This window comes from Cobetia sp. 14N.309.X.WAT.E.A4, from assembly GCF_030397495.1.
In the GTDB taxonomy this organism is placed as follows: Bacteria; Pseudomonadota; Gammaproteobacteria; order Pseudomonadales; family Halomonadaceae; genus Cobetia; species Cobetia marina.
Genome location: NZ_JAPNXT010000013.1, coordinates 83,779 through 110,707 on the forward strand (window position 1 = coordinate 83,779; position 26,929 = coordinate 110,707).

The window sequence follows — 26,929 nt, forward strand, 5'->3', positions numbered from 1 at the left end:
ATGCGTTATCTGCTGAGTGGTGCCCTATGCCTTTTCGCTCTGCCTTGCCTGGCGGCTCCCGGGGAAATCGCTCGTGCGCCAGTGACGGAAGCCACCGGTGTTCAGCCCAATATCCTGTTCATCCTTGATGATTCGGGCAGCATGGCCTGGGAGGATACGCTCAATCAGGGCGTCGAATACTGGGGCTATCAGCCCGCCTCGTCGGTGCTTGGAGACTCCGGAGTCTACTCGATCAGCAACTTTGGGACTGTCAGTCATCAATCCCAGACCAGCGTTGCCCGCGCCATTGGCTCGTGCAATGGCTTCAATGTCCTGGCCTACAATCCGGCGCTCACCTATGCCCCTTGGGCGGGCAAGGATCGCTTTGGAGCGGATTACCTCGACGCGACGCTCCTGACGGCGCGCGCGGATCCCTATGAGCCGACGACAACCGTCAATCTTACCGGGGTCTATTACATGCCCTGGACGGACAATGACGGTGACGGCGAGTATGACTTCGAGGAGTGCGGGCTCTATCGAAGTGGCAATGGTCTTTATGTGGATACCACGCGTCAGACCTACATCAACCAGCAGTCCGCCGCGCAGAAGACCAACTTCGCCAACTGGTTCACCTATTACCGCGACCGCATGTCCGTTGCCAAGTCGGCCATGGCAGGCGTCATCGATACCAACGAGTCTCGGGTAGGCCTGCGTACCATCCAGGGGCGCAACAACCGCAACGTCGCGGACATGACCGATGCCGATGAACGTGACGACCTGATGGAAGAGCTGTTCACCGCTTATCCCTCCGGCGGGACTCCACTGCGCACGGCCTTGAAGAATGCCGGCGAATACTTCGCCAGTACCGGGAACAATGCGCCCATCCTGAGTGCGGATGAAGGCGGCATGTGTCAGCAGAATTACGCGATCATGATGACTGATGGCTATTGGAATGGCTCAAGTCCCAGTGTCGGCAATGTCGATGGTGGCAGCGGTGATTACATCAGTGCCAGTCACCGTGACAGTTACTCCAATACCTTGGGTGACGTGGCGATGTATTACTATCGCACCGACCTGCGCACTGATCTGATCAATAGCGTTCCCACCGTGCCGGATGTGGATGAAAACCCGTCCCAGCACATGGTCACCTACACTGTCGGCTTCGGGGTGGATGGTTCCCTGACCGAGAATCCATCCGGTATCGATACCTCCTTCACCTGGCCTCAGCCGGTGTCCAATACCAATACCACCATTGATGATCTTCGCCATGCCGCCTGGAATGGACGCGGCGAGTATCTGAGTGCTGCCAACCCCCAGGCCCTGATCGATGCATTGAACAATATCGCCCAGTCAATCGCGGGGCGTGCTGCCAGCACCGGCAGTCTGGATATCAGCAGTGGTAGCCAGACCAGTGATGCCTATGTCATCCAGACGACCTATGACCCGGCCAACTGGGCGGGGGATGTGGTCGCACGCAAGATCGGCAGCGATGGCACCTTGAGCAGCACATCCGAGTGGTCCGTCGCGGAGTGGTTGCGTGACGATGCCGGTCGCAGCAGCAGTCGCAAGGTGATCACCTATAATCCGGGGATTTCGGACGTCGACGAGAAGGCCTTCTTCTTTGATATCGAGGAGGCCGGCTCATTGGAGGCGGAACAGATTCTCGACCTCGTCGGTTTCCTGGACGAGACGCTGTTGACCGATGCCGTGCTGATCTCCGTGCGTGAAGCTGCAAACGGGGTCTCCGGGACTCTCGGCAACGGTCTGGGGCTCGGCCTGGGGAATGGCAATGGTCTGGCCAATGCCCTGGGGTTGACCGGCGGGCAGAGCGGCGTGCTGGAGCTGGTCGGTGATACCGTGACGCAGCTGACGGGGCAGATTCTGGATACGAGCGGGACCTTCCTCACGCTCAATGGGACACCGCTTGCCGTGAGAACGTCGGAGCTCGAGAATCTGATCGGCTATCTCAAGGGCGATGATACCTATGAAGGTACCTTGTTCCGTGATCGTGACGACAACTATCTCGGTGATATCGTCCACGCCTCGCCGGCCATCGTCGGCCCGCCTTCCGCCAGCTACCGCAATGACATGGAAGTGTCTTCGTACCGCTCCTTCAAGACCTTGCATGAAGATCGCCAGTCGATGATCTACATCGGTGCCAACGATGGCATGTTGCATGCCATCGACATGGAAAGCGGGGAAGAGAAATTCGCCTACATGCCATATGCCGCTTTCAGCATCGAGGGTGGGCGTGGCATTCGTCAGCTCGCCGACCAGAATTATGTTCACCAGTATTACGTCGATGCCACGCCTGTCGCGCGCGATGTCCACGTACAACTGGGAGAGGAAGACGCTCCCAGCTGGCATTCGGTCCTGGTGGGGGGGCTTGGCGCGGGTGGCAAGGCGGTCTACATGCTGGATATCACGGATCCCGAAGCCTTCGACACGCTGGGGGAGTCCAATGGCACCTCGCCGGCGGATATCGTGCAGTGGGAATTCACCCACGAGGATCTCGGTTACACCTTCAGCGACATTCAGGTTGCTCGACTTGATGATGGCAAGTGGTACGCCATCTTCGGCAATGGCTACAACGCGGATAGTGACGGGCGTGCCAAACTGTTCATCGTGGATCTGGAGGACCCGGAAAACTTCGCGCTGCTGGATTCACAGCAGGGCAGCAATGCCGGGGGGTCCTGCACGTCAGCCAACAGCGACTGCAATGGCATGTCGAGCCCGGAGCTGGCGGACATCGATGCCGATGGCATTACCGATTGGGTCTACGCGGGTGATCTTCACGGCAATGTCTGGGTGTTCGACATGCGTGATTTCTCGTTGGATGACGTGGGGAGCGGCGAGACGTCGCGCCTCTTCCAGTCATGTGCGGTGGCTCTGAACAGCACGACATCGACCTGTCCGACGGCTTCGCGCCAGCCCATCACCTCGCGAGTGGCCGTGGCACGCAGCGGTGTCTTCAACAGTACCGTCGATACGCCGTACCTGAATGTCTATTGGGGGACGGGGCAACTGTTGACACTGCAGGATGCCATCGACACCTCGACGCAGTCTTTCTATAGCGTATTGCACACGGGCGACACGACGCGTCGTTATCACGGACAGCTGGAAAAGCAGAGCTTCACGAACATCACCGGGGTCAGTGATGCACGTACCGTCACCGGTGTGGGTGTCGATTATGCCAATCAGAACAACAATGGCATCCAGTACGGGTGGTATGTGGAGCTTTCCGATTCCGGGGAGCGTCTGGTGACGATTCCGGCAGTACGTGGCGATCTGATCGTCTTCAATACCACGATCCCGGGCAGCAATGGCCCCTGTACCGGTGGTGCCAGCGGCTGGTTGAATGCCCTCAGCCTGCGCAATGGCCTGCAACCGGTCCGCAGCAACAACAGTGTCCAGCAGGTCTTTGACTACAATGGCGACGGCAAGGTGGATGCCAGCGACAACGTCAACAATCAGGTCGTGCTGTCGATAAAGACGGACGGGGAGCCCACCTCGCCCAAGTTCCTGGGAGATACCCAGTACGTCGGTCAGGGCGGTACCAATCAGGTGGTCGAGATGGCCATGGACTTCGGGATCGATGGACTGGAAGGCCGTAGTGCCTGGTACCAGCTGCGCTAGGAGAGGGAACATGCAGATATCACGACACAAGTGGCAGCGGAGCGGCGGCGCATGGATGCTGGCAGCCTGTGCACTCCTCACGGGGTGGGGCGGGACGGCCATGGCGGCAGATACCTTGATTCAGCTGGACATGGAGCAGACCGTCACAGGCGTGATTGACCAGGTGGAGGGGGACCAGCTGCAGCTCAACGACATGGGGTTCGTGATCCTGCCCTCCACGCGCGTCCTCAATCGCAATGGGCGAGAACTTCAGGCATTCCACCTCAATCCGGGGCAGGAGGTCGAGGTACGCTTCGATCCGCGCGGCGAGCCAAGACCGGTGATCGATATCACGCTGCTTCGCAGGGGGCGTTGATGATCAGACGAACTGGCGGTTCTCGATCACAAGGTGGTTTCGGCTTGATGGAGCTGATGATTGCCGTGGCCATCATCGGAATCCTGGCCGCTATCGCCTATCCCAGCTATCAGGATCAGGTGGAGCGCTCACGCCGCACGGATGCCATCACGTCCCTGCTGGCGCTTGCTCAGACCCAGGAGCGCATCATGGCCACCTGCGGAGAATATGCGACCGCCAGTGTGACTACCGCCACGGACTGTGATGATGCTCTGGGGCTCGGCGGAGACGGGATCGGGCTTGGCCAGGCGGATACGGCCAGCGAGGAGGGCTTCTATACACTGGCCGTCGCGGGGGACGCCGACAGCTATACGCTGACGGCCACTGCCACGGGCAGTCAGGCCAATGATGAGGACTGTGCCACTTTCACGTTGACGGAGCTGGGTATCAAGGGAGCTGCGGTATTGGCAGATTCAGAAGGCACCGACAGTAGCAATTGCTGGTAACGCAGCACACCCTGCCATCCGTTTGCAGCAGACACGAGCCCCGATTCTTTTGGATCGGGGCTTTTCGTTGTCCAGAAACTCGCGCCACCAAAGATGAAACAATGATGAATATGAGTAATTTGTGGGATGTCAGGTAATTCTATGTAACATAATAATTCCATTATGTGGCTGGTTGACGTTACATTGCCCCATTTCACATCGCGAAGGGCACCTTCGCCTGCGTGTTTCTCAGGGATATGACGATGTCAGTTTTGCATGTGCTTCGACGCACACGTCAGCAGGAGGGGCAGCAAGGATTCACGTTGATCGAGCTGATGATCACGTTGGCAGTGCTGGTCATCACGATCACGATCGCCGTCCCCGCCTGGCAGGGAGTGGTCGCGCGCAATGCCGTGACCAGTACCGCCGAGACACTCATTGCCTCGGTCAACTACGCGCGCAGCGAGGCGGTGGCCAGTGGTGGCAGCATCACGCTCTGTCCGCTGAATGCCGCGGGTGATGCCTGCATGAATTCGACCCGCTGGAGCAATGGCTGGGCGGTCGTGCAGGGCACTCAGGCGGATGCACGAGTATCGCTGGGCGATGATCTGTTGCGTCTGTTCGATGCCGCCATCACCGTGCAGGCAGATGTCGCCGGCGTGACCTTTGATGACCAGGGCGCGACACCGGACTCCACCTGGCTGTTGATCTGTGACCAGTCGGGTGGTCAGGGCCATCGCCAGCTTGAATTGACCCCCATTGGACGAGTACTGACGGAGACATATGGCAGCGATGACCAGAGTTGCTGAGGTGGGCTCGCATCCCGCGAGAGAGGGGCAACAAGGTACCAGTCTGCTGGAGGCTCTGATCGCCCTGTTGCTGATGGGGCTGACGTTGCTGGGTTTCGGACTCATGCAGATGGAGAGCCTGCAGGCCAACAACGAGAGTTATGCGCGTACCGAAGCTCGCATCCTGTTGATCAGCATGGCGGAGCGTATCCAGGCCAACCCTGACGGCGTGGATGACTACGCTGGTCTCGACACCGAGAGCGCGGGCAATCCCGGCAATTGTCCCTGCAGTGTTGCTGAGCTGGCGGCACGCGATGTAGCGGTGTGGGCGGACAGGCTTGAGGACAGTGGACTGAACGCGCCGGTCGGGGCCATCGCCAGCAGCGGGAGTGATCTTCTGACACTGACTCTCGGCTGGAGCGGTGCCGCGCCGCTGGGTCAGAACGCAGACAGCATGGACGCCGATGCTCAGGCGTTGAGCGAGACCCTACAGATACGAGTGGTGCCCTGATGTCATTGAAAGTCTCTCTTTCGCGGCGAGCCTGCGCGTCGCGCTCGCCCAGGGCGCCTCGCTCGATGCCTTCACGGCGTGCCCAGCAGGGCGTCGGCCTGGTCGAATTGATGTTGGCGCTGGTGCTGGGGTTGTTCATTTCCGCCATGGCGCTGGAGTACTTTCTCGCCTCGCGCTCAACCCTCAACACGACGTCTGCCGTGTCCTACCTGCAGGAGTCTGCGCGCCATGTCACGCGTCGCTTGCAGCCATTGGTGCGCAATGCCGGTTTTTCCGGCTGTGCGTCGGTGAGCAGTGTCAGTGATGGCACCGGCAGCCACGCGCTGTCCGATGCTCCCTTGACGGCCGAGTCCGACACGGTGGCGGGGGTCACCTACGACCGCCTGGCCCTGCAGGTACCCGCACTGGGAGCGCAGCGTGGCTGGCAGCTCGGGTCGAGTGTCGCTCAGGGGGATACGTCGTTGGTACTTGAAGATTACGCCGCCGATACGCTGGAGGCGGATAGCGTCGTGCTGATCAGTGACTGCGAGAGTGGTGATATCGCTCGCCTGGCGGGCGATGGCAGCAATTCACTGGATCTGTCGAGTGCTGTGGAACATGGCTACGGCGGTGCCCAGCAGACCCAGGCATATGTCTACCCGTTGCAGCGTTGGTATCTGCTGGTGTCGCAGACCGATGACGATTCTCCCGTCCGTCTGTGCCTGAACGGAGAAGATGTCGATGGTGACCCGACCGCAGGCTGTGATGAAGAAGTGGCGCGATACGTCGAAGCGCTGGATCTGTCCTTCGATACGGCCTCGGGCAGTGGCAGTGCGAGTCGTTTCGCAGTAGAGCGCAGCGCGGCGGAAGTGGAAGCCGCAAATGACTGGGGTAGCGTCAGACGTATCCACATCAGCCTGACCCTCAAGACGCCACCGACGATCAACGTCGAGGGTGAGGATGATGGTGAATTGGAACGTACCTTCGACATTACCCTGAGCCCGAGGAATATCGGTCTATGAATCAGATGAACGCCCCCCGGCATCCTCGTCAGCAGGGGATGGCATTGCTGGTCGTGTTGATCATGCTGATCGTGGTCGGCGTGATGGCAGTGACGGGCAATGAGGATACCCAGTTGCAGACCCGCATGCTGATGAATACCCAGTTCTACGACAATGCCTATGCCGAGGCCGAGAGCCTTCAGCAGCAGGCCGAAAGTCGTCTGCTCGAGGGCGAGCTGACGCTGGATGACTTCGGCGAGGATGGTTTCTATGACCTGACGGCGGGAGAAAGTCTGGACTTCGATCCTCTGCAGGCAGACGCCTGGGATGGCGAGGGCATCCTGAGTGGCAATGCGGCTGCCAATGGTAACTATGTCATTGAATATCTTGGGGAAACGACAGAAGGCGTTCTGAATGACGACAACCTGAGCAGCAGCCAGTTGTTGAATGCCTTCCGCATCACGGCCGCCGGTTGGAGTCTTGAGAGCGCGGGAGACCTTGAGAGCAGAAAGCGTGCACTGGCAGTGGTGCAAAGCGAAATCATGATGGCCGATTGAAGGGAATCTATCGATGAAATCGAAGCATTCACCCCGCCCCAGCGGCTTGCGTCGTATTCGCCTGCCGGTCTTGCTCTCAAGCGGACTGCTGGTGGTCACCTTGCCCGTACTGGCAGACAGCGACACGCTACTTCAGTTGCCCACTACCCAGAGCGTCGGCGTCACCCCCAATGTCCTGCTGGTATTGGATGATTCGGGCTCGATGTCTTTTGAAGACACTTTTGAGGGTGGAGAGTCCGTCCAGAAATATGATCTGGTCTATGGCTGGTACTATAAATACTCCAATTGCACCAAATATTGGTGTGATGTTGAGTTTAGGCCTAGATATAACTTATCCAATGATTATTTTTGTGCTGTTGAAAACAAGCAGGCTTACGACCCTACTCAAACCTATCTACCTTGGAAAAAGGGAGATGGTGACGAACGCTATGCTAATATGGACCCGACAGCAGCATGGATTGACTTTGAGGGCGGCAACTCCAAAAGCAATCTTGTTAACCTGACAGACCCTGATCTTGATTTTCGTTATTATACAGGTGATAAATGCAAGGATAAAACCGAGGTTAGAATATCAGATAAGACACTTTCAGATGCAGAGAAAGTTAATTACGCTAATTGGTTTACATACTATCGAGATCGTCTAGGCGTCGGTAAAGCTGCAGCATTGGAGTTATTGGCCGGTACTGAATATAGGACAGGTTACCTAACTATAAATCCCCGCAATGGTAGTGAAAAAGCTGTCGTTGATAATATTGTCGATCAAATTGTCGAGCTTGTGACCAATGTTTTGGGTAATGTGGTTGAGTTGATTACCAATAGTGATAGTGGTAACGGCCATCTGACCGAAGTAAGAGATGCAATTGTCGACTCTGAAATTAGTACGAGTAACACCTACCGGGGTACACCATTACGAGAAGCTCTCTATCGCGCTGGTGAATATTACAGTGATAATTATTCCGGTCTGGGCTCTACACCGATTCTTTCCGAAGATGAAGGCGGCATGTGTCAGCAGAACTTCACTGTTCTGATCACGGATGGTTTCTGGAATTCCGAGAATTCTACCGCCTCCAGTAATATCGAAAGCAAGATCGGCGATGCCAATGGGGACGGACGGACCTGGCGGGAAAGTTATAACTACAGTTATGGCGGTAATGCCACGCTGGCGGATGTCGCTTATTATTATGCCCATAATGATCTGTTGCCGAAGCTTGGAAGTGGTACCTATGAAAAGCAGGTGATGACGACCTATACCGTCGCCTTCGGGGTGGACTCCGACAGCAATGACTGGAGCGACAACAAGCGTGTCATCGAGAGCAGCTCCAGCACCATCGATGACCTGGAACAGGCCGCCATCGATGGCGGCGGCTCCTACTTCAATGCCTCCAGCCCGACGGATCTTGTCTCGGCGCTGGCGGCGATCGCCTCCGAGATCGTCGCGGTAGGCAACAGTGTCAGCGGCCTTTCTACCAATCTGACGACGGCCAGTGTCGAGACGGACAGTCGACTGGTCGAGAGCCGCTATTCCGCCTCGACCTGGACGGGAGATGTGGTGGCCTCCTCGGTACAGGAGGGCAATGACGTCGAGGAGGACGATCAGCTCTGGAGTGCTGCCACCCAGCTGAGTGAGGCATTGGCAGAGGAGGGTGGCCTCGAGTCACGTACGGTCTTCACCATGTCCGGGGGGAACGGCGTCGAGTTCACGACTGACAACGCGGGCCGCCTGAGCTCGAGCCAGCGCAACGATCTCGCGCGCATGGAAGTCGGTGGCAACTCTACCGATGACCATGTGAAGGCAGCGATCGAGTGGTTGCGGGGCAGTGATGAATATGAGGGCGATGGTCTGCGCAATCGCACTGGCGTGCAGCTGGGCGACATCATCGGCTCATCGCCAGTCGTCGTGACACGTGAGGACTCGACGACACAGGGCAGTGTCTTCGTCGGGGCCAACGACGGCATGCTGCACGCCTTCGACCTCAATACCGGTAGCGAGCAGTTCGCCTACATTCCGGAGCTGCTCTATAGCGAAGAGGACGACGCAGGGCTGGGCTATCTGACCGACCCGGGCTATCAGCATCGCTATTATGTCGATGGTGAAGTGCGTATCGCCAGTCTGGATGGCGAGGAGTGGCTGGTATCCGGTCTGGCGGGCGGTGGACGCGGCCTGTTCGCGCTCAATGTCACCAAGGCCGTGGCGGGTGAAGACTTCGATGAAGATGATGTAGTGCGCTGGGAGTTCGGTTCAAGCGACGATGATGACATGGGGCATGTCTTCGGCAGTGCGCATATCGTATCACTGAACAATGGTGACAGTGCGGTGCTGGTCGGCAATGGCCTGGAAACGGCCGATGAGAATGCCGCGCCGACGTTGTTCGCGCTGGAGCTCGATGGAGTCAATGCCGGCGGCGTGATCGCCAAGCTGTCCCCCAGTGGGGTGACCGGCGGCCTGGCCAATCTGCAGGTTGCTGATATCGACAGCAATGGCACTGTCGATTTTGCCTATGGGGGAGATCTTCAGGGGCGGTTGTGGAAGTTCGATCTCAGTGATGACGACAGCAGCAAGTGGAGTGTCACGCGGCTATTCACGGCCTGTGCTACCAGCCTGACTGGCGGGGAGTGCCAGACGGATGCGCTGCAACCGATCACGGTCAAACCGACGCTGAGTCGCTACTCCGGAGGCACGCAGACCATGTCTTCGCCCAATCTGCTGGTGTCCTTCGGAACAGGGCAGGACATGTACGCTGATGCCGAGGACGAGGCCTGGGTCACCCAGAGCCTCTACACCGTGCTGGATGCCGGTGGCAGTCACACCAGCTTGATGCGCAGCAACCTCGAGGAGCGGACTTTCGTCAGTGGCAGCTACACCAACGGGGAGCTGACTGGACGGACTCTCGGTGGCGACAGCTTCAGCTATTACCCCAGCCAGCTGGAAGATCAGGACAGCGATCGCTTCGGCTGGTATCTGGATCTGGATGCCTCCGAGCAGGAAGAGCTGGTCGAGCCGGCCAACCTGCTCTCGAACCTGGTGGTCTTCTCTACCAGCACCTCCAGCACGGGGACCAACTTCTGTGAAAGCACCGGGGGCGGCTGGCTGGTCGCGCTGGATACCGAGACAGGGTTGCCGACCTACGACGACAGCGAAGGCAGCTATGTGACCATCTTCGATTTCAATCAGGATGAGGCCTTCAGCGCCGATGATCTGGTCGGCACCATCATCGACAACACCGTCGCCGTCGGCAATGTGGTCGTCAGCGTGAAACTGAGCGGTACGCCGACGTCCAGCGTCAGTGTCGGCAATACGGTCTATGTGGGTAGCAGCTCTCTGGGAACGGTAGAAGGCACCGTCTCATCCTACGACCTGAACGTGTCCAGCTCGACGGATACCGGTCGTGTTTCCTGGTATCAACTGCGCTGATCGCATTGCATCTGTGATGCATGACCCGACGCCGTCACGCTCTCTCAGAGTGTGGCGGCGCCTTCACTTCTCAGCAGTACCTTCAAGTCCGCCTTTCAAGGAAGATCTTCATGGCCAGCTTTCTCTCTCTAGGCGCTAGCCTGTCCCGCAGTGCCCTGTCTCGCAATGCGCTGTCTCACCGCAGGTACGCCCGCGGTTTCACGTTGACGGAAATCATGATCGTGGTCGTCATCGTCGGCATCCTCGCGGCGATCGCCTACCCGAGCTATCAGGATCAGGTAATCCGCTCACGTCGTGCCGATGGGCAGGCGGCACTGATGTCATTGGCCCAGGCTCAGGAGCGTTACATGGCGCGTTGCGGTGGCTACGCGACCAGCATCGCCGGTGACAGTGATTGTGACGAGGAGGGACTGGGGCGCGCCACCGAGTCGCCGGAAGGCTATTACGCCCTGAGCCTGGAGGATGGCGCCACGACGACCCGCTTCACGCTGATCGCGACTGCGGTGGCGCCTCAGAGCGCCGATACCGATTGCCCTGCGCTGACCCTCACCAATACCGGCATCCGCGACACGACCGGCGATGGCGATTGCTGGTAGCAGTGGCGAGAGCGGCCTCGGTGCGATGCTGGATTGCGCGCGGCTCGCTTGCACCGCCTTGCGGGCGGCGTATTCTGGAAGCCTTTCCCGGTCTTGAGGCAGGAGCGAACAGGCGTGAATGACTTTGTGGTGGTAGGCGGTGGCGTGATCGGCACGCTGACTGCGCTGGAACTGGCGGATGGCGGTGCCGAGGTCACGCTGGTCGAGCGGGGCCAGTGTGGGCGCGAGGCATCCTGGGCGGGCGGCGGTATCGTCTCGCCGTTGTATCCGTGGCGTTATAGTGCGCCGATCTCACGCCTGTCTGCCTGGTCGGAAGGTTTCTACCCCACGCTGGCCGAGCGCCTGATCGAGACCACCGGCATCGACCCCGAATATCGCCAGCAGGGTCTGTTGTACCTGAATGTCGAGGATGCCGAGCAGGCACTGAGCTGGTCCGAGGAATACGCCAAGCCGCTGACGCGCGTGGAGGCTGACTTTCTTTACGACAAGGCACCGGCCGTCGCGCCCGGTTGCGAATCGGCGCTGTGGATGCCGACGCTGGGCAGCATCCGCAATCCGCGCCTGGGCAAGTCACTGCGCGCCGCTCTCGATGCCCACCCGCGCGTACGTCTGCTCGAGAATGTCGCGGTGCAGGGCATTCTGCTGCAGGACGACACCGCCATCGGCGTGCAGACCGCCAATTCAGTGCTGTCCGCCGGACAGGTCGTGGTCTGTGGGGGCGCCTGGAGTCGCGAGATTCTGAGTAAGGCGGGGCTGGCGCTGCCGGTGCGGCCGGTACGCGGCCAGATGGTGCTGTTCAAGGCACCCAAGGGGCTGGTGGAGCGCGTGGTACTCAAGAATGGACGCTACGTGATACCGCGGGGCGATGGGCGCATCGTGGCGGGTTCCACGCTGGAGGAGGTCGGCTTCGACAAGGCGACCACCCTTGAGGCGCGTGAGTCGCTGATCAAGAGCGCCTGCGAGATCATCCCGGCGCTGGCCGAGTGTGAGGTCGAGCATCACTGGGCGGGGCTGCGTCCCGGTTCGCCGACCGGCACGCCGTTCATCGGTGCCGTGCCTGAACGCCGCCACCTGCACGTCAATGCCGGTCACTATCGCAATGGCCTGGTACTGGCGCCGGCCTCGACCCGCCTGCTGGCGGACCAGTTGCTGGGGCGTACGCCGATCATCGACCCCACCCCCTACCAGCCCGAGACCTTGCTGGGCGAGATCGCCACGCTGGAAGCCTCGTCCCAGCCAGACGCGACGCGCTGGGCCTGAGCATCGTCATGGCGTCTTCCCCCTCGAGCCTTCGTCTCGAGGGGGAAGACAGTGCGTTATTTGCGTGGGCCCTCGTCGAGGAAATGCTGCTGGTGCTCCTGACAGCAGAAGTGCAGCGCTTCATGGCGGATGGCGTCATTTTCCGGCAGATGCAGATCGCAGTAGGCGCAGCGCACCATGTTCTGGGCCTCGCGCTCGGCAGGCTGGCCGTCATTGTGGTTGTCCTGGCTCAGCTTCCATTGGCGATACATGCGATAGAGGCGCAGGCCTGCCCAGAACAGGACGACGAATACCAGCAGACGGATGATCAACAGGCTCATTCCTATATGACTCCCAGATGAGGCGGCGCGCGTGGCTTTTTGCCAGCGGCGCGACCTTGCGGGACAATGGCGGCCATCATGAGACTGATGAGCCGGTGCACGGCTCAGCAGTCTGAGCCAGATGTCTGGCCACAGTGTACTGGCCCCTTATCGAACCGCCAATCGAGAGATCCTTACCGCATGCAAGATCTGACTCTGGTGATGGCCCAGCTCGACCCGCTGGTCGGTGATATCCCCGGCAATACCGAGCGTGCCATCGAAGCCGTCCGTGAAGCGAGTCTCGAGCACAAGGCCGACGTCGTCGTGCTGCCCGAGCTGTGTCTGACCGGCTACCCGCCGGAAGACCTGTTGCTGCGCGAATCCATGGAGGCACGACTCGACGAGGCGCGCGCGCGGATGGCCAGCAAGGTCGCGCGTGGCGTGATGGTCATCGTCGGCTACCCCGGCATGCGTGACGGCAAGCGCTACAACCTGGCCGGCGTGCTCAAGGATGGCGAGTGGATCGCCGAGTACGCAAAGCAGGCACTGCCCAACTATCAGGTCTTCGATGAGCAGCGTTACTTCACGCCGGGCTCCGAGGCCTGCGTGGTGGAATGCCGCGGCGCCCGTCTGGGCATCGTGATCTGTGAAGACCTGTGGGATGGCGCGCCCGTTCGTCAGGCGCGGGATGCCGGCGCGGACATTCTCGTCAGCCTCAATGCCTCGCCCTATCATCTGGAGAAGCCGGCCGAGCGCAATCATCTGTTCGCTCAGCGGGCGGCCGAAGTGAAGTGTCCGCTGGTCTACGTCAATCAGATCGGTGGCCAGGACGAGCTGGTCTTCGATGGTGGCTCCGCCGCCATCGATGCCGAGGGCAATACCTGCGTGCAGGCACCCTGGTGGGATGTCGGCCTGATGCCGGTGCAGTTCCTCAAGGAGGAAGGCGGTAGCTGGGCGCCGCAGAGCGGCGAGATCGCCGAGCTGCTGTCACCGGAAGAGTCGCTCTACTGTGCACTGGTCACCGGCCTGCGTGACTACGTCAACAAGAGCGGCTTCAAGGGCGTGGTGCTGGGTCTCTCTGGTGGCATCGACTCCGGCCTGTCGCTGGCGATTGCCGTCGATGCGCTGGGCGCGGACCGCGTGCATGCGGTGATGATGCCGTACCACTACACCGCGGACATCTCCAGGGAAGACGCTGCCGAGCAGGCGACACTGCTGGGCGTGAATTACGAGGTGATGCCCATCGCCCCGATGGTCGAGGCCTTCACCGAGACACTGGCGGAGAGCTTTGCCGGCAGTGAGCGCGATACCACCGAGGAGAACCTGCAGTCACGCTGTCGTGGCGTGCTGCTGATGGCCATCTCCAACAAGAAGGGCCTGATGGTGCTGACCACTGGCAACAAGAGCGAGATGGCGGTGGGTTACGCCACGCTCTATGGCGACATGGTCGGTGGCTACAATGCGCTCAAGGACGTCTACAAGACCTGGGTATTCCGTCTTGCCAACTGGCGCAACACCATGGGCCCGGCGATTCCGGAGCGTGTCATCACGCGTCCGCCATCCGCGGAGCTCGCCGAAGACCAGCTCGACAGCGACTCGCTGCCGGACTACGACACCCTGGATGCGATTCTCACCCATTACATCGAGGGTGACATGAGTGCCGAGGCGATCATCCGTGCCGGTTTCGAGGAAGAGGATGTCTATCGTGTGGTGCGTCTCGTCGACCGCTGTGAGTACAAGCGCCGTCAGGCGCCGGTTGGCGTGCGTGTCACGCCGCGTGGCTTCGGGCGTGACCGTCGCTACCCGATCGTCAATGGCTGGGCGGCCGGCGACTGAGGCAACTCATGTCCGGTGTCAGGGATTGCGAATTCTTTGCGCAAGATGCCGATGACGCCCGGATGCAGCGATGTTGAGTCGACAATCGCATGAAAAAAGCCCGTGATCGGTGATCACGGGCTTTTCGATGGTGAGGCGGGAAGCCTGATCGTCAGACGGTCAGGTCATCCGCCTTCACGTAGCGCGGCTCGAAGGTACGGCCATCCAGACGTTCGTTGTCCGGATCATTCTGGATCAGCACCTTGAGCGTCTCGCTGGCGCGGTCGCGCAGACCGAGGCCCAGATAGCCTTCGACCATCACGGCCAGCGCATCGCGAGTGGCAGGAGTGTTAGGGTAGTGCTCGATCACCCACTCACCACGCTTCACGGCGGCCAGATAGGCCTGCTTGCGCAGGTAGAAATCGGCAGTCTGCAGCTCGCCACGTGCGAGTACGTTGCGCAGATAGATGATGCGCTGACGCGAATCTGCGGCGTAGGTGCTGTTGGGGAAGCGGCGCACCAGCTCGCCGAAGTCGACGTAGGCGTCCCGCGTCGCACCGAGATCCCGCTTGGAGATGTCGATCAGGTCCAGCGATTCTAGGCTGAAGCGCCCTGCACTATAGGCTGCCAGTCCACGCATGTAGTAGGCATAATCGACCTGCGGGTGGTCCGGGTGCAGCCGAATGAAGCGGCTGGCCGCCGCGCGTGCGGCTTCCCAGTTGTCCACCTGGTAGTAGGCGTAGATCAGCTCCAGCTGCGACTGTTCGGCATAGCTGCCGAACGGGAAGCGAGTATCCAGTGCTTCAAGTTGCTGCACGGCGGAGTTGAAGCGGCTGGTATCCAGGGAAACCTGAGCCTGACGGTACAGCTCCTGCTCCTGAAGATCCGGTGCCGGCTCGTTGGACGCACAGCCGACCAGCAAGGTGCTGGCCAGGGCGAAGGCAGTCAAGGGAAGGGCGCGCATCGGTTTCCTCATCTCGGGCAATCCATGGCGGGCATGCTAGAATCCGCCGATCCGCACTCACTATAAAGCAAAGGCCCTTTCCTGCGAAACGGCCTCAGAGAGCAATATGGCAGACACCATCAACCGCGAAGAGCGGATCCCGGAGGCGATGATTGGCATGCGCCTTGATCAGGCCTGCGCCGAGATCTTCTCCGACTATTCCCGCGAGCGCCTCAAGCACTGGATCAAGACCGGTGCCTTGACCCTCGACGGTGCCGCCGTCAAACCCCGCGAGAAGGTCTATGGCGGTGAACGTCTGGCCCTGACCGCCGAGCTTGAAGAAGAAGTCAGTCATGGCCCCGAGGACATCGAGCTCGAGATCGTCTTCGAGGATGACGACGTGCTGGTCATCAACAAGGAGCACGGCATGGTCGTGCACCCGGGGGCCGGCAATCCGGATGGCACGCTGCTCAACGCCATCCTGCACCATTGTCCGGGTAATGCCATGCTGCCGCGTGCCGGGATCGTGCATCGTCTCGACAAGGACACCAGTGGCCTGATGGTGGTCGCCAAGTCGCTGACCGCCCAGGCGGACCTGGTCGAGCAGCTGCAGGCGCGTACCGTGTCTCGCGAGTACGATGCCGTCGTGACCGGGGTGCTGACGGCGGGCGGTACCGTGGATGCGCCCATCGGGCGTCACCCCAAGGATCGCAAGCGTCAGGCCGTGACCCATAGCGGCAAGATGGCGATCACGCATTTTCGCGTGGTGGAGCGCTTCCGGGGTCATACCCATATCCGCTGCAAGCTGGAAACCGGGCGTACCCACCAGATCCGTGTGCACATGGCGCACCAGCGCTATCCGCTGATCGGGGACCCGGTCTACGGAGGCCGTCTGAAGCTTCCGCCGGGGGCCAGTGATCCGCTCAAGGAGCTGCTGCGTCAGTTCCCGCGTCAGGCGCTGCATGCCCGTCGCCTCGCCTTCATCCACCCGATCTCGGGCAAGGAAGTCGAATTCCGCGCCGAGATGCCGGGTGACATGCTGGTCTTGATCGACTATCTCAAGGAAGACATCGCCCGCTGAGGGGCTCGGTTCGCGTATCCCATCGCGCCAGGAGAGGTTATGCACGACGACAGTCTACGCCCGACCCTGATTCTGCCGGACTGGCCAGCCCCCAGTCCGGTGCAGGCCTTCGTGACCACGCGTGAGAGTGGCCCGAGTCAGGGGCCATACGCTGGCTTCAATCCGGCGCGGCATGTCGGGGATGATCCGGCGATGGTCGCGCGGGTGCGTGATCTGCTCGCGGCGGAGGTCGATGATGGTCGTCCACTGGCGTGGCTGGATCAGGTGCATGGGACTCAGGTGGTGGATGCCTTTGACGTCTGTCACGCCGATGAGCGCCATGAGGCGGTGCCACCACGTGCTGACGCCTGCATCAGTACCGGTACGGGGCAGGCCTGCGTGGTGATGACGGCGGACTGCCTGCCGGTGCTGTTCTGTGATCGTCAGGGGACGCGGGTCGGGGTGGCGCATGCGGGCTGGCGTGGCCTGGTGGAAGGTGTGCTGGAAGCCACTGTCGCCCGCCTGGGAGATGACCCGGGCGAGCTGATGGCCTGGCTGGGCCCGGCGATCTCCAATGCCCAGTTCGAGGTCGGCCCCGAGGTGCGTGACGCCTTCATCGCGGATCTCCCCGAGGCCGACGACGCCTTCGAATCCAGTCCCTACCGGCTGGGCCACTATATGGGCGACCTCTACAAGCTGGCTCGTCTGCGGCTGGAGCGTGCCGGTGTCGGCCATGTCAGTGGCGGTCACTTCTGCACCGCCTCGGAATCGCGCTTCTACTCCCATCGCCGTGATGATGGCGTGACGGGGCGAATGGCCACGGTGATCTGGTTACGCTGATAGCATGAAGTGGAGACCTGGCCGCCGCGATGCACCGACGCTCGGCAAGCCGAAAGACAAAAGCGCCCCGTTGACCTGATCACTCAGGTTGGCGGGGCGCTTTTCCGTGTCGAGCGAAAGCCCCTGGCGACATCTTCAGGCGCTGAGGGCCAACCTGCTGCAGGGGAACCTGATCTGGATCATGCTTCGCGGACAACATGCTGCGTTGCCGCAAATCACGCCTTGAAAGCGACCTCCCAGCCCCCCATCTCTAGGGTTAGATACGAAATGTTACAGGCGAAGCTCCTGAGAAGAGGAGTACCGCCATGACTCTCAGGAGAAGGCACCATGCGCATCGACAAACTCACCAGCAAGCTGCAGAACGCGCTTGCGGATGCCCAGTCGCTCGCCGTCGGGCGAGGCCACAATGAAATCCATCCCCAGCACCTGCTGCTGGCCCTGCTGGAGGACCGCGATGGCGGTCTCAAGGCGTTGGTCAACAAGGCGGGCGGTGATGCCACCAGCTTGATGAGCGGGCTCAAGCGTCAACTGGATGACCTGCCCACCGTGTCCCAGTTCGACGGCAATGTCGCGCCTTCCCAGGCGCTCGGCAAGCTTCTGAATCTGGCCGACCGCGAAGCCCAGAAACGCGGCGATCAATACATCGCTTCCGAGCTCGCGCTGCTGGCCGCGCTGGAGCTGGGCGGTGATCTTGGCAAGTTGTTCACCTCCTCGGGCATCAAGAAGCCCGCCCTGACCTCCGCCATCGATGCACTGCGCGGTGGCGAGGCGGTGGGAGATGCCGACGCCGAGAACAATCGCGAGGCACTCAACAAGTACACGATGGACCTCACCCAGCGTGCGCGCGACGGCAAGCTCGACCCGGTGATCGGGCGTGACGAGGAGATTCGTCGCACGATTCAGGTCCTTCAGCGTCGCACCAAGAACAACCCGGTGCTGATCGGTGAGCCCGGTGTCGGCAAGACCGCCATCGTCGAGGGGCTGGCCAGCCGTATCGTCAATGGCGAGGTGCCGGAAGGCCTCAAGAACAAGCGTGTGCTGTCTCTCGACATGGGCTCGCTGCTGGCGGGGGCCAAGTTCCGCGGTGAGTTCGAGGAGCGCCTCAAGTCCGTCCTCAAGGAGCTGTCGCAGGAAGAAGGCCAGGTCATCCTGTTCATCGATGAGCTGCACACCATGGTCGGCGCGGGCAAGGCCGAGGGCGCGATGGATGCCGGCAACATGCTCAAGCCGGCACTGGCGCGTGGCGAGCTGCACTGTGTCGGTGCCACCACGCTTGATGAGTATCGCCAGTACATCGAGAAGGATGCCGCGCTGGAACGTCGTTTCCAGAAGGTGCAGGTGGATCAGCCCAGCGAGGAGGACACCATCGCCATCCTGCGTGGCTTGAAGGAACGCTACGAGGTGCACCATGGGGTGGATATCACTGACAGTGCGATCATTGCGGCCGCGCGCCTCTCATCGCGCTACATCACGGACCGTCAGCTGCCGGACAAGGCGATCGACCTGATCGATGAAGCCGCGTCACGCATCCGCATGGAGCTGGACTCCAAGCCGGAGGAGATGGACCGTCTCGACCGCCGTCTGATCCAGCTCAAGATGGAGCGTGAAGCCCTCAAGAAGGAGACCGACGAAGCGGCACTCAAGCGTCTCGGCGCGCTTGAGGACCAGATCGCGGAGCTGGAACGCGAATATGCCGATCTCGATGAGGTCTGGAAGGCCGAGAAGGCCAGTATCCAGGGGGCAGCGCAGTTCAAGGCCGAACTGGAACAGGCGCGTATCGATCTGGAACAGGCGCGGCGTGCCGGCGACCTCAGCCGCATGTCGGAACTGCAGTACGGCGTGATTCCGGGGCTCGAGAAGCAGATCAGCGAAGCCGGCGAAGGCGAGGCGGATACCTCCGCCCACGTGCTGCTGCGCTCCAATGTCACCGAGGAGGAGATTGCCGAGGTCGTCTCGCGCTGGACCGGCATTCCGGTCTCCAAGATGCTCGAAGGCGAGCGCGACAAGCTGCTGCGCATGGAAGAGGCGCTGCACGAGAAGGTGATCGGTCAGGATGAGGCGGTGATCGCGGTGGCCAATGCGGTGCGTCGCTCACGCGCCGGGCTGTCCGATCCGAATCGCCCCAACGGCTCCTTCCTGTTCCTCGGCCCGACCGGGGTCGGCAAGACGGAGCTCTGCAAGTCGCTGGCCAGCTTCCTGTTCGATACCGAAGAGGCGATGGTGCGCATCGACATGTCCGAGTTCATGGAGAAGCACTCGGTGGCTCGTCTGATCGGCGCGCCTCCCGGCTATGTCGGCTATGAAGAGGGTGGCTATCTGACCGAGGCCGTGCGTCGCAAGCCGTACTCCGTGCTGTTGCTCGATGAGGTCGAGAAGGCGCATCCGGATGTCTTCAACATCCTGCTGCAGGTATTGGAAGATGGCCGCCTGACCGATGGGCAGGGGCGTACCGTCGACTTCCGCAATACCGTGATCGTGATGACCTCGAATCTGGGGTCCGAGATGATCCAGCGCATGAGCGGTCTCAATGGCGAGCTGGCGGACGAGGAAGACACGCAAGAGAGTGTCGGTCGCAAGGCGGCCTTCCAGTACGACGACATGAAGACGGCGGTCATGGAAGTCGTGGGCAATCACTTCCGGCCGGAGCTGATCAACCGCATCGATGAAGTGGTGGTCTTCCACGCGTTGGGGCAGGCGCAGATCGCCTCCATCGCCGGCATTCAGCTCGAGCGGCTCAAGGCGCGGCTGGCCGAACGTGATCTCGGCTTCGAGATCACCGATGCCGCGATGGCGCTGCTGGCCAAGGCAGGCTTCGATCCGGTCTACGGTGCGCGTCCGCTCAAGCGCGCCATCCAGAGTCGTATCGAGAACCCGCTGGCCCAGGCGCTGCTGGGCGGTGAATTCGTGCCCGGTGACGTGATCCAGGTCGGCGAAGAGGGCGGAGAGCTGACCTTCACGCGCTGAATCGCGCGCCCGTGAGTGACGCCCCACCGTGACGGAAGTCTGTCTTCCGCTTGCGGTGGGGCGTTTTCGTGTCTGTCGTCTGGGCGCAAAATGACAACCCGGCGGCAGGGATGCTGAAAATCACGAGGCAGAAAATTGCGAATTAAATGCCATCTGTGAGGTTTTACGCACGCATATGGCCGGATTTCCCGTTATCGGTGTGGCATTTGGCGTAGGCGGCGCACACTGGCGTAAGGTTGAGTTGACAGCCCCTTGCGGCTGTTGGACTCTTGACCATTCCTGATTGCGGGCGTGGCCATTCGGGCGACCCTCGAAGCGCCACGTGAAGGACAGACGCTGAGTCGCTGTCCGCCTGTCGAAGGATATGCCGATCAGGGTACGCCAACCGTACCGATCGGCCATCAGCCCCGACCGCATCCAACCGATGCGACAAGAGTGCAGGCCCTAACCGGGCCGCAGACGCCAGGGTTTGGCATCAGGTGCCGCAACTGTTGCGGTAGCGACATTCAGGTCGCACTCGATCCGGCTTGCGTATTGCTGCCGGACGCACTCGAGACCTCCAGGGGAGAACAACCAAGTGGAATTGCTTTCCGGCGCTGACATGATCGCCCGCGCGCTGCATGACGAGGGCGTGGAGTATATATACGGCTATCCCGGTGGAGCGGCGCTGCACATCTATGACGCCCTGTTCCGTCAGGACAAGGTCCAGCACATTCTGGTCCGCCACGAACAGGCTGCTACCCACGCAGCCGATGGCTACGCACGCGCTTCCGGCAAGCCCGGAGTCGTGCTGGTCACCTCAGGCCCCGGCGCGACCAATGCCGTGACCGGTATCGCCACGGCCTACATGGACTCGATTCCCATGGTCGTGCTGTGTGGCCAGGTCGCCAGCCACCTGATCGGTGAAGACGCCTTCCAGGAAACCGACATCGTCGGTGTGACTCGCCCGATCGTGAAGCACAGCTTCTCGATCAAGCACCCGAGCGAGATTCCGGAAGTCATCAAGAAGGCCTTCTATCTGGCCTCCAGCGGACGCCCGGGGCCGGTCGTCATCGACATCCCGAAGGACATGACCGCCCCGACCGAGCGTTACGAGTACAGCTACCCCAAGAAGGTACGCATGCGCTCCTACAGCCCGGTCACCCGTGGCCACAGCGGCCAGATCAAGAAGGCCGTCGAGCTGATGCTCAAGGCCCGCCGCCCGCTGTTTTTCACCGGCGGTGGCGTGGTCTCCGGTCGTGCCAGCGAAGCGCTGACCGACCTGGTGCGCCGTCTGAACTTCCCGATCACCACCTCGTTGATGGGCATCGGTGCCTATCCGCAGGGCGATCGCCAGTGTCTGGGCTGGCCCGGCATGCACGGCTCCTATGAGTCGAACAATGCCATGCACCACACCGATCTGATCATCTGCATCGGTGCGCGCTTCGATGACCGCGTGACCAACAACACCTCGAAGTTCTGCCCGACGGCCAAGATCATCCACGTCGACATCGACCCGAGCTCGGTCTCCAAGACCGTGCGCGCCGATGTGCCGATCGTCGGTCCGGCCGATGCCGTGATCAACGAGATGATCAGCCTCGTGCAGGGGCGTGAGCTGGCCAACCCTGATGCACTGGAGGCCTGGTGGTCCCAGATCGATGGCTGGCGTGCCGAGCGTGAAGGCAAGCTGTATGAGCCGTCCGCCCCGGGCGAGCCGCTCAAGCCGCAGCAGGTGGTGGAAGCCGTGCACCGCGCGACGCGTGGCGAAGCCTTCGTAGCCACCGATGTCGGTCAGCACCAGATGTTCGCCGCCCAGTACTACAAGTTCCAGCGCCCCAACCGCTGGATCACCTCCGGTGGTCTGGGCACCATGGGCTTCGGCTTCCCGGCGGCCATGGGCATCAAGATGTCCTACCCGGATGACGATGTGGTGCTGTTCACCGGGGAAGGCAGCTTCCAGATGATGATGCAGGAGTTCTCGACCTGTAAGCAGTACGGGATCGGGGTCAAGATCATCAACCTCAACAACCAGTCGCTGGGCATGGTGCGTCAGTGGCAGGACCTGAACTACAAGTCCCGTCACTCGCATTCCTATATGGAGTCGCTGCCTGACTTCGTGCAGCTGGCGGGCGCCTATGGCTTCCGTGCCATCAAGGTGCACACGGTGGAGGAGCTCGAGCCTGCGCTGGAAGAAGCCTTCCGCAACAAGGACGAGCTGGTGTTCCTCGACATCTATGTCGACCCGCGTGAACACGTCTATCCGATGCAGGTGCCTCTCGGCTCCATGCGTGACATGCTGCTTACGAAGACGGAGCGGACCTGATGCGCCATATCATCTCCATTCTGATGGAAAACGAACCGGGCGCGCTGTCACGGGTCGTCGGCCTGTTTTCACAGCGCAATTTCAACATCGAGACCCTCAACGTGGCCCCGACCGAGGACGCGACCCTGTCCCGTCTGACCGTCACCACGGTCGGTGAAGATCGTGTCATCGAACAGATCACCAAACACCTCAACAAGCTGGTGGATGTGGTCAAGCTGGTGGATCTCACCGAGGGCAGCCACATCGAGCGCGAGCTGATGCTGGTCAAGGTCAAGGCGTTGGGCGCCCAGCGTGACGAGATCAAGCGCACGGCGGACATCTTCCGTGCCCAGATCGTCGACATCACGCCGAGCCTCTACACCATCCAGATCACCGGTGATGGTGGCAAGCTGGATGCCTTCCTGGCGGCGATGCAGCCGGTAGGGGTGCTGGAAGTGGCTCGTACCGGTGTCTCCGGCATCGCCCGCGGTGAGAAGGTGTTGAGCCTGTAAGACGGTGATTGTGGAAACGCAAAACAAGAACGGCGCCCCTCGGGGCGCCGTTTTCGTTGTGGCGTGGGGCAGGCCATGTAGCGCAATGTTCCGTGGCGCAGGGTCACTGCGTCATCACTCCTCTGGCCGCCGCGGGGTGCCGGGCAGCTGTTCCCAGAGTGCGCGTACCAGTGGATGTCGAAGACGTTTCTCCTGTACGCACAGCCCGACCTTGTAGGGGGTCAGCGGCGGATCGACATCGAGGATGCGCACCTGATCGGCCAGCGGGGAGTTGTCGAGCACGATCTGCGGCACCACGCCGATCCCGAAGCCCAATCCGACCATGCTGACGATGGCCTCGTTGCCGGCAACCTGGGCATACAGGCGCGGCTTGATGCCACGAGTATGGCACCAGGCATCGAAGCGCTCGCGCGCCAGGCCGGTCTCGGAGAGGATCATCGGGACGCGCGCCCAGTCGATGTGGTCGTCCCCCGCTGACGAATCGTCCGCCTCGCCGATGCCTTCCAGCTGATGGCCGGGGCCATCACGACGCGGGGCAATGAAGCGCAGCGGCGACTCGGCGAAGTCGGTGAAGGCCAGGCGCGAGGGCAGCACGTCCGGGCGTGCGGCGATCGCCAGGTCCTCGTGGCCCATCAGCACGCGCTCCAATGCCACGGCGGGGTCACCGGTATGCAGTTTGAGCTCCACATGCGGATGGCGGGCCCGGAAGGAGGCGAGAATCTCATACAGGAAGCTGTAGCTGGCGGTCACCGAGCAGTACAGGGATAGCTCGCCACGCAGTTCGTCGCTGTCTTCCAGCAATGACTGACGAATGTCATCCCACTGACTCAGGAGTTCGCGAGCATGACGACGGAAGCGCTCTCCCGCCGGTGTCAGTGCGACGCTGCGGTTGTCGCGCTCGAACAGGCTGACGCCCAGTTCCTCTTCCATGGCGCGAATGGCACGTGACAGGGCAGAGGCGCTCAGGTGCAGGGCAGTGCTGGCGCGTCCGAAATGCAGCGTTTCGGCGAGGGTCAGGAATTGCTTGAGTTGACGATTGTCCATGCCGGAGTCCGCTGTCGATGAGTGCTGAAGGGGGAAATGCCTTGTGTTGCGCTATATGGCATATGATGGTGCAAATATAGCATTTTACGCAATGTCGAGGTGCGGGTAAGGTGGACTCATCGCCGCGCAGGAGGAGGACGGCAGACCTTGATCCAAGGCGCACGACCTCCCAGGGACGCAGAGCGGTCAGGATAGATGGCCGTCGGCGCTGGACACTGACATACGCCCTTCCCTCGCGGGAAGGGTCGCAAGAACAACAGACACTCTTTCAAGATCTCACGCCATCCCGCTGACGGGGTGAGCCGCCAGGAGCAATGACGATGAAACTCTATTACGACAAGGATTGTGACCTCTCCCTCATCCAGGGCAAGAAAGTGGTCATCCTCGGTTACGGTTCCCAGGGCCACGCCCACGCGAACAACCTGAAGGAATCCGGCGTCGACGTCACCGTAGCCCTGCGTCGCTCTTCCTCCAGCTGGGCCAAGGCCGAAGCGGCTGGCCTGAAGGTTGCTGAAGTCGAGGAAGCGGTCAAGGCGGCCGACCTGGTCATGATCCTGGCGCCGGACGAGAACCAGAAGGCCATCTACGAGAACCAGGTGGAACCGAACCTGAAGCAGGGCGCGACACTGGCCTTCGCTCACGGCTTCAACGTCCACTACAACCAGGTCGTGCCGCGTGCTGACCTCGACGTCATCATGATCGCGCCGAAGGCACCGGGTCACACCGTGCGTTCCGAGTTCGTGAAGGGCGGCGGTATCCCGGACCTGATCGCCATCCACCAGGATGCGACTGGCCAGGCCAAGGACATCGCACTGTCCTACGCGGCAGGCGTCGGCGGCGGTCGTACCGGCATCATCGAGACCACCTTCAAGGACGAGACCGAAACCGATCTGTTCGGTGAGCAGGCTGTCCTGTGTGGTGGCGCGGTCGAGCTGGTCAAGATGGGCTTCGAGACCCTGACCGAAGCCGGCTACGCACCGGAAATGGCCTACTTCGAGTGTCTGCACGAGCTCAAGCTGATCGTCGACCTGATGTACGAAGGTGGCATCGCCAACATGAACTACTCCATCTCCAACAACGCGGAGTATGGCGAGTACGTGACCGGTACCGAAGTCATCAACGAGCAGTCCCGTGTCGCCATGCGCAATGCACTCAAGCGCATCCAGAGCGGTGAATACGCCAAGATGTTCATCCAGGAAGGCAACACCAACTACCCGTCCATGACGGCCCGTCGTCGCCAGAACGCCGAGCATCCGATCGAGCAGACTGGTGAGAAGCTGCGCGGCATGATGCCGTGGATCACTGCCAACCAGCTGGTCGACAAGTCACGCAACTGATCCTGGCTATTGGGTCCGGCGTGAAATGAGCGGGGCGCTCTCCATCAGGAGGGCGCCCCGCTTGCGTTGTTGCTCTATAAGCGCTATCGAATGGGAGAGGGAAGTGACAGTCGACGGTGAGGCCGCTAGGGTGTCACCACTATTCGCGCTCACTGGCAGGTGTAGAATGTGGTTACCCTGCCACGACGAGGCATGATGCAAGGAATCCCATGACTGACGAAAATCGACATCCCGGCGCAGAAGAAGCCCCCGAAGCACAGACACGCCGCAGCAGTTCAGTGCTGGACAAGGTAGTGGAGGAGTTCACCGACGACAGCGAAGTCGTGGAAGAAGCCATCGAGGACGGCAAGCCCGTTCGTCGGCGTGGCATCTATCTGCTGCCCAACCTGTTCACCACCTCCGCGCTGTTCTCCGGCTTCTTCGCTGTGGTGTGTGCGCTGAACGGGGAGTTTGCCAACGCCTCCATCGCCATCTTCGTCTCGATGGTGCTCGACGGCCTGGACGGTCGTGTGGCGCGCCTGACCAATACGCAAAGCGCCTTCGGTGCCGAGTACGACAGCCTCGCGGACATGCTGTCCTTCGGCGTGGCGCCGGCGTTGGTCACTTTCAGCTGGATTCTGCAGGATGTCGGCAAGATCGGCTGGATCGCCGCCTTCGTCTACGTGGCAGGCGCTGCACTGCGTCTGGCGCGCTTCAATGTCCAGATCGGCTCCACCGACAAGAAGTGGTTCATCGGTCTGCCGAGCCCGGCAGCGGCGGCACTCGTGGCCGGCTGCGTATGGACCATGCACAACTTCGACGCCGAGACCTTCGCCTTCAAGTCGCTGATGGTCTTCGTGGTCGCGGCTGCCGGTATCCTGATGGTGTCGAACATCCGCTACTACAGCTTCAAGGAAATCGACCTCAAGGGGCCGGTGCCCTTCGTGGCGCTGCTCGCCATCGTGCTGGCCTTCGTGGTCATCTCGCTGGAGCCGTCCGTGATGCTGCTGGGCCTGTTCGGTTGCTATGTCGCCAGTGGCCCGATCATGGCGCTGGGGCGCAAGCTGCGCGGCAACAAGTAAGCGCCAGCTGGCATTGGTGTGATGATCGATATTCGGCCCCGCCATTCCTAGCGGGGCCGAATGCGTTTCTGGCCGGGGAAGAGATGTGTCAGCAAGCAACGGCGAGACGAGGCCCAAGGAGCAAGAAGAGGTGATGAGGGAAGAGATGTCGCCCGCATGTCCTCGAAATGACAATCGATGGAAAAAGCCCTTGTGCTCAGCCCGGATCGTGCGTAAAGTACGCATCCGCTGCCGG

Annotated in this window: 21 protein-coding genes; 18 read left to right on the forward strand and 3 right to left on the reverse strand. The window is 61.1% G+C overall.

Features of this window, described 5'->3' with window-relative positions:
* From OW493_RS15330 to thiO, 10 genes are all read left to right on the forward strand, one after another.
* The gene (locus OW493_RS15330) at positions 1-3,615 is read left to right on the forward strand and encodes a PilC/PilY family type IV pilus protein (protein ID WP_176494346.1); all 3,615 of its coding nucleotides are present in this window, start codon (positions 1-3) and stop codon (positions 3,613-3,615) included.
* Between the two features lie 10 nt (positions 3,616-3,625).
* On the forward strand, positions 3,626-3,970 hold the full coding sequence (locus OW493_RS15335) for a hypothetical protein (protein ID WP_136939702.1): 345 nt from the start codon (positions 3,626-3,628) through the stop codon (positions 3,968-3,970).
* Positions 3,970-4,455 carry a type IV pilin protein gene (locus OW493_RS15340; protein WP_084207762.1) on the forward strand — a complete coding sequence of 162 codons (486 nt, stop codon included), beginning with the start codon at positions 3,970-3,972 and terminating at the stop codon, positions 4,453-4,455. Before OW493_RS15335 ends, OW493_RS15340 begins: the two co-directional genes overlap by 1 nt.
* A gap of 242 nt (positions 4,456-4,697) precedes the next feature.
* On the forward strand, positions 4,698-5,243 hold the full coding sequence (locus OW493_RS15345; RefSeq protein WP_191237859.1) for a GspH/FimT family pseudopilin: 546 nt from the start codon (positions 4,698-4,700) through the stop codon (positions 5,241-5,243).
* Positions 5,227-5,733 (forward strand): hypothetical protein, encoded by a 507-nt coding sequence (locus OW493_RS15350; RefSeq protein ID WP_271303364.1) that lies wholly within the window; start codon positions 5,227-5,229, stop codon positions 5,731-5,733. The genes OW493_RS15345 and OW493_RS15350 overlap by 17 nt, the downstream gene beginning before the upstream one ends.
* A gap of 65 nt (positions 5,734-5,798) precedes the next feature.
* Positions 5,799-6,734, forward strand: coding sequence for a hypothetical protein (locus tag OW493_RS15355; protein WP_279875990.1), 936 nt, complete (start codon positions 5,799-5,801; stop codon positions 6,732-6,734).
* The gene (locus OW493_RS15360; RefSeq protein WP_176494352.1) at positions 6,731-7,270 is read left to right on the forward strand and encodes a hypothetical protein; all 540 of its coding nucleotides are present in this window, start codon (positions 6,731-6,733) and stop codon (positions 7,268-7,270) included. The genes OW493_RS15355 and OW493_RS15360 overlap by 4 nt, the downstream gene beginning before the upstream one ends.
* 1,000 nt (positions 7,271-8,270) lie before the next feature.
* Entirely contained in the window at positions 8,271-10,682 is a 2,412-nt protein-coding gene (locus OW493_RS15365) for a PilC/PilY family type IV pilus protein (RefSeq protein ID WP_289864821.1), read from the forward strand.
* A 110-nt stretch (positions 10,683-10,792) separates the two neighbouring features.
* The gene (locus tag OW493_RS15370; RefSeq protein WP_289864822.1) at positions 10,793-11,278 is read left to right on the forward strand and encodes a type IV pilin protein; all 486 of its coding nucleotides are present in this window, start codon (positions 10,793-10,795) and stop codon (positions 11,276-11,278) included.
* A 114-nt stretch (positions 11,279-11,392) separates the two neighbouring features.
* The gene (thiO, locus tag OW493_RS15375) at positions 11,393-12,538 is read left to right on the forward strand and encodes a glycine oxidase ThiO (protein ID WP_289864823.1); all 1,146 of its coding nucleotides are present in this window, start codon (positions 11,393-11,395) and stop codon (positions 12,536-12,538) included.
* Positions 12,539-12,594: 56 nt separating this feature from the next.
* On the opposite strand, the gene OW493_RS15380 is transcribed toward thiO, so the two are convergent.
* A complete protein-coding gene (locus OW493_RS15380) occupies positions 12,595-12,858 on the reverse strand; it encodes a PP0621 family protein (protein WP_289864824.1) in 264 nt (87 codons plus the stop codon).
* A 180-nt stretch (positions 12,859-13,038) separates the two neighbouring features.
* Between OW493_RS15380 and OW493_RS15385 the strand changes: the two genes are divergently transcribed.
* Entirely contained in the window at positions 13,039-14,673 is a 1,635-nt protein-coding gene (locus OW493_RS15385) for an NAD+ synthase (RefSeq protein WP_084207770.1), read from the forward strand.
* Positions 14,674-14,824: 151 nt separating this feature from the next.
* Here the strand turns inward: OW493_RS15385 and OW493_RS15390 are convergent, their stop codons facing one another.
* Positions 14,825-15,616, reverse strand: coding sequence for an outer membrane protein assembly factor BamD (locus OW493_RS15390; protein ID WP_192839436.1), 792 nt, complete (start codon positions 15,614-15,616; stop codon positions 14,825-14,827).
* 106 nt (positions 15,617-15,722) lie between these two features.
* Between OW493_RS15390 and rluD the strand changes: the two genes are divergently transcribed.
* From rluD to ilvN, 5 genes are all read left to right on the forward strand, one after another.
* Entirely contained in the window at positions 15,723-16,676 is a 954-nt protein-coding gene (gene rluD, locus OW493_RS15395) for a 23S rRNA pseudouridine(1911/1915/1917) synthase RluD (RefSeq protein ID WP_176494356.1), read from the forward strand.
* A gap of 39 nt (positions 16,677-16,715) precedes the next feature.
* A complete protein-coding gene (gene pgeF / locus OW493_RS15400) occupies positions 16,716-17,495 on the forward strand; it encodes a peptidoglycan editing factor PgeF (protein ID WP_077373486.1) in 780 nt (259 codons plus the stop codon).
* A 327-nt stretch (positions 17,496-17,822) separates the two neighbouring features.
* A complete protein-coding gene (gene clpB / locus OW493_RS15405; RefSeq protein ID WP_289864825.1) occupies positions 17,823-20,459 on the forward strand; it encodes an ATP-dependent chaperone ClpB in 2,637 nt (878 codons plus the stop codon).
* Positions 20,460-21,036: 577 nt separating this feature from the next.
* Positions 21,037-22,761: an acetolactate synthase 3 large subunit gene (locus tag OW493_RS15410; RefSeq protein WP_136939691.1), complete on the forward strand. Its 1,725-nt coding sequence runs from the start codon at positions 21,037-21,039 to the stop codon at positions 22,759-22,761.
* Positions 22,761-23,252, forward strand: a complete 492-nt coding sequence (gene ilvN, locus OW493_RS15415) for an acetolactate synthase small subunit (RefSeq protein ID WP_043337227.1) — start codon at positions 22,761-22,763, stop codon at positions 23,250-23,252. The genes OW493_RS15410 and ilvN overlap by 1 nt, the downstream gene beginning before the upstream one ends.
* A 114-nt stretch (positions 23,253-23,366) precedes the next feature.
* Here ilvN and ilvY read toward each other — a convergent pair whose 3' ends face one another.
* Positions 23,367-24,296, reverse strand: coding sequence for an HTH-type transcriptional activator IlvY (gene ilvY, locus OW493_RS15420; RefSeq protein ID WP_084207772.1), 930 nt, complete (start codon positions 24,294-24,296; stop codon positions 23,367-23,369).
* 320 nt (positions 24,297-24,616) lie between these two features.
* Here ilvY and ilvC point away from each other — a divergent pair, with 320 nt between their 5' ends.
* Together ilvC and pssA are read left to right on the forward strand one after the other, a co-directional pair.
* Positions 24,617-25,633 (forward strand): ketol-acid reductoisomerase, encoded by a 1,017-nt coding sequence (gene ilvC, locus OW493_RS15425; RefSeq protein WP_043337232.1) that lies wholly within the window; start codon positions 24,617-24,619, stop codon positions 25,631-25,633.
* A gap of 209 nt (positions 25,634-25,842) precedes the next feature.
* Positions 25,843-26,694, forward strand: coding sequence for a CDP-diacylglycerol--serine O-phosphatidyltransferase (pssA, locus tag OW493_RS15430; RefSeq protein ID WP_043337235.1), 852 nt, complete (start codon positions 25,843-25,845; stop codon positions 26,692-26,694).
* The last annotated feature ends 235 nt before the right edge of the window (positions 26,695-26,929 follow it).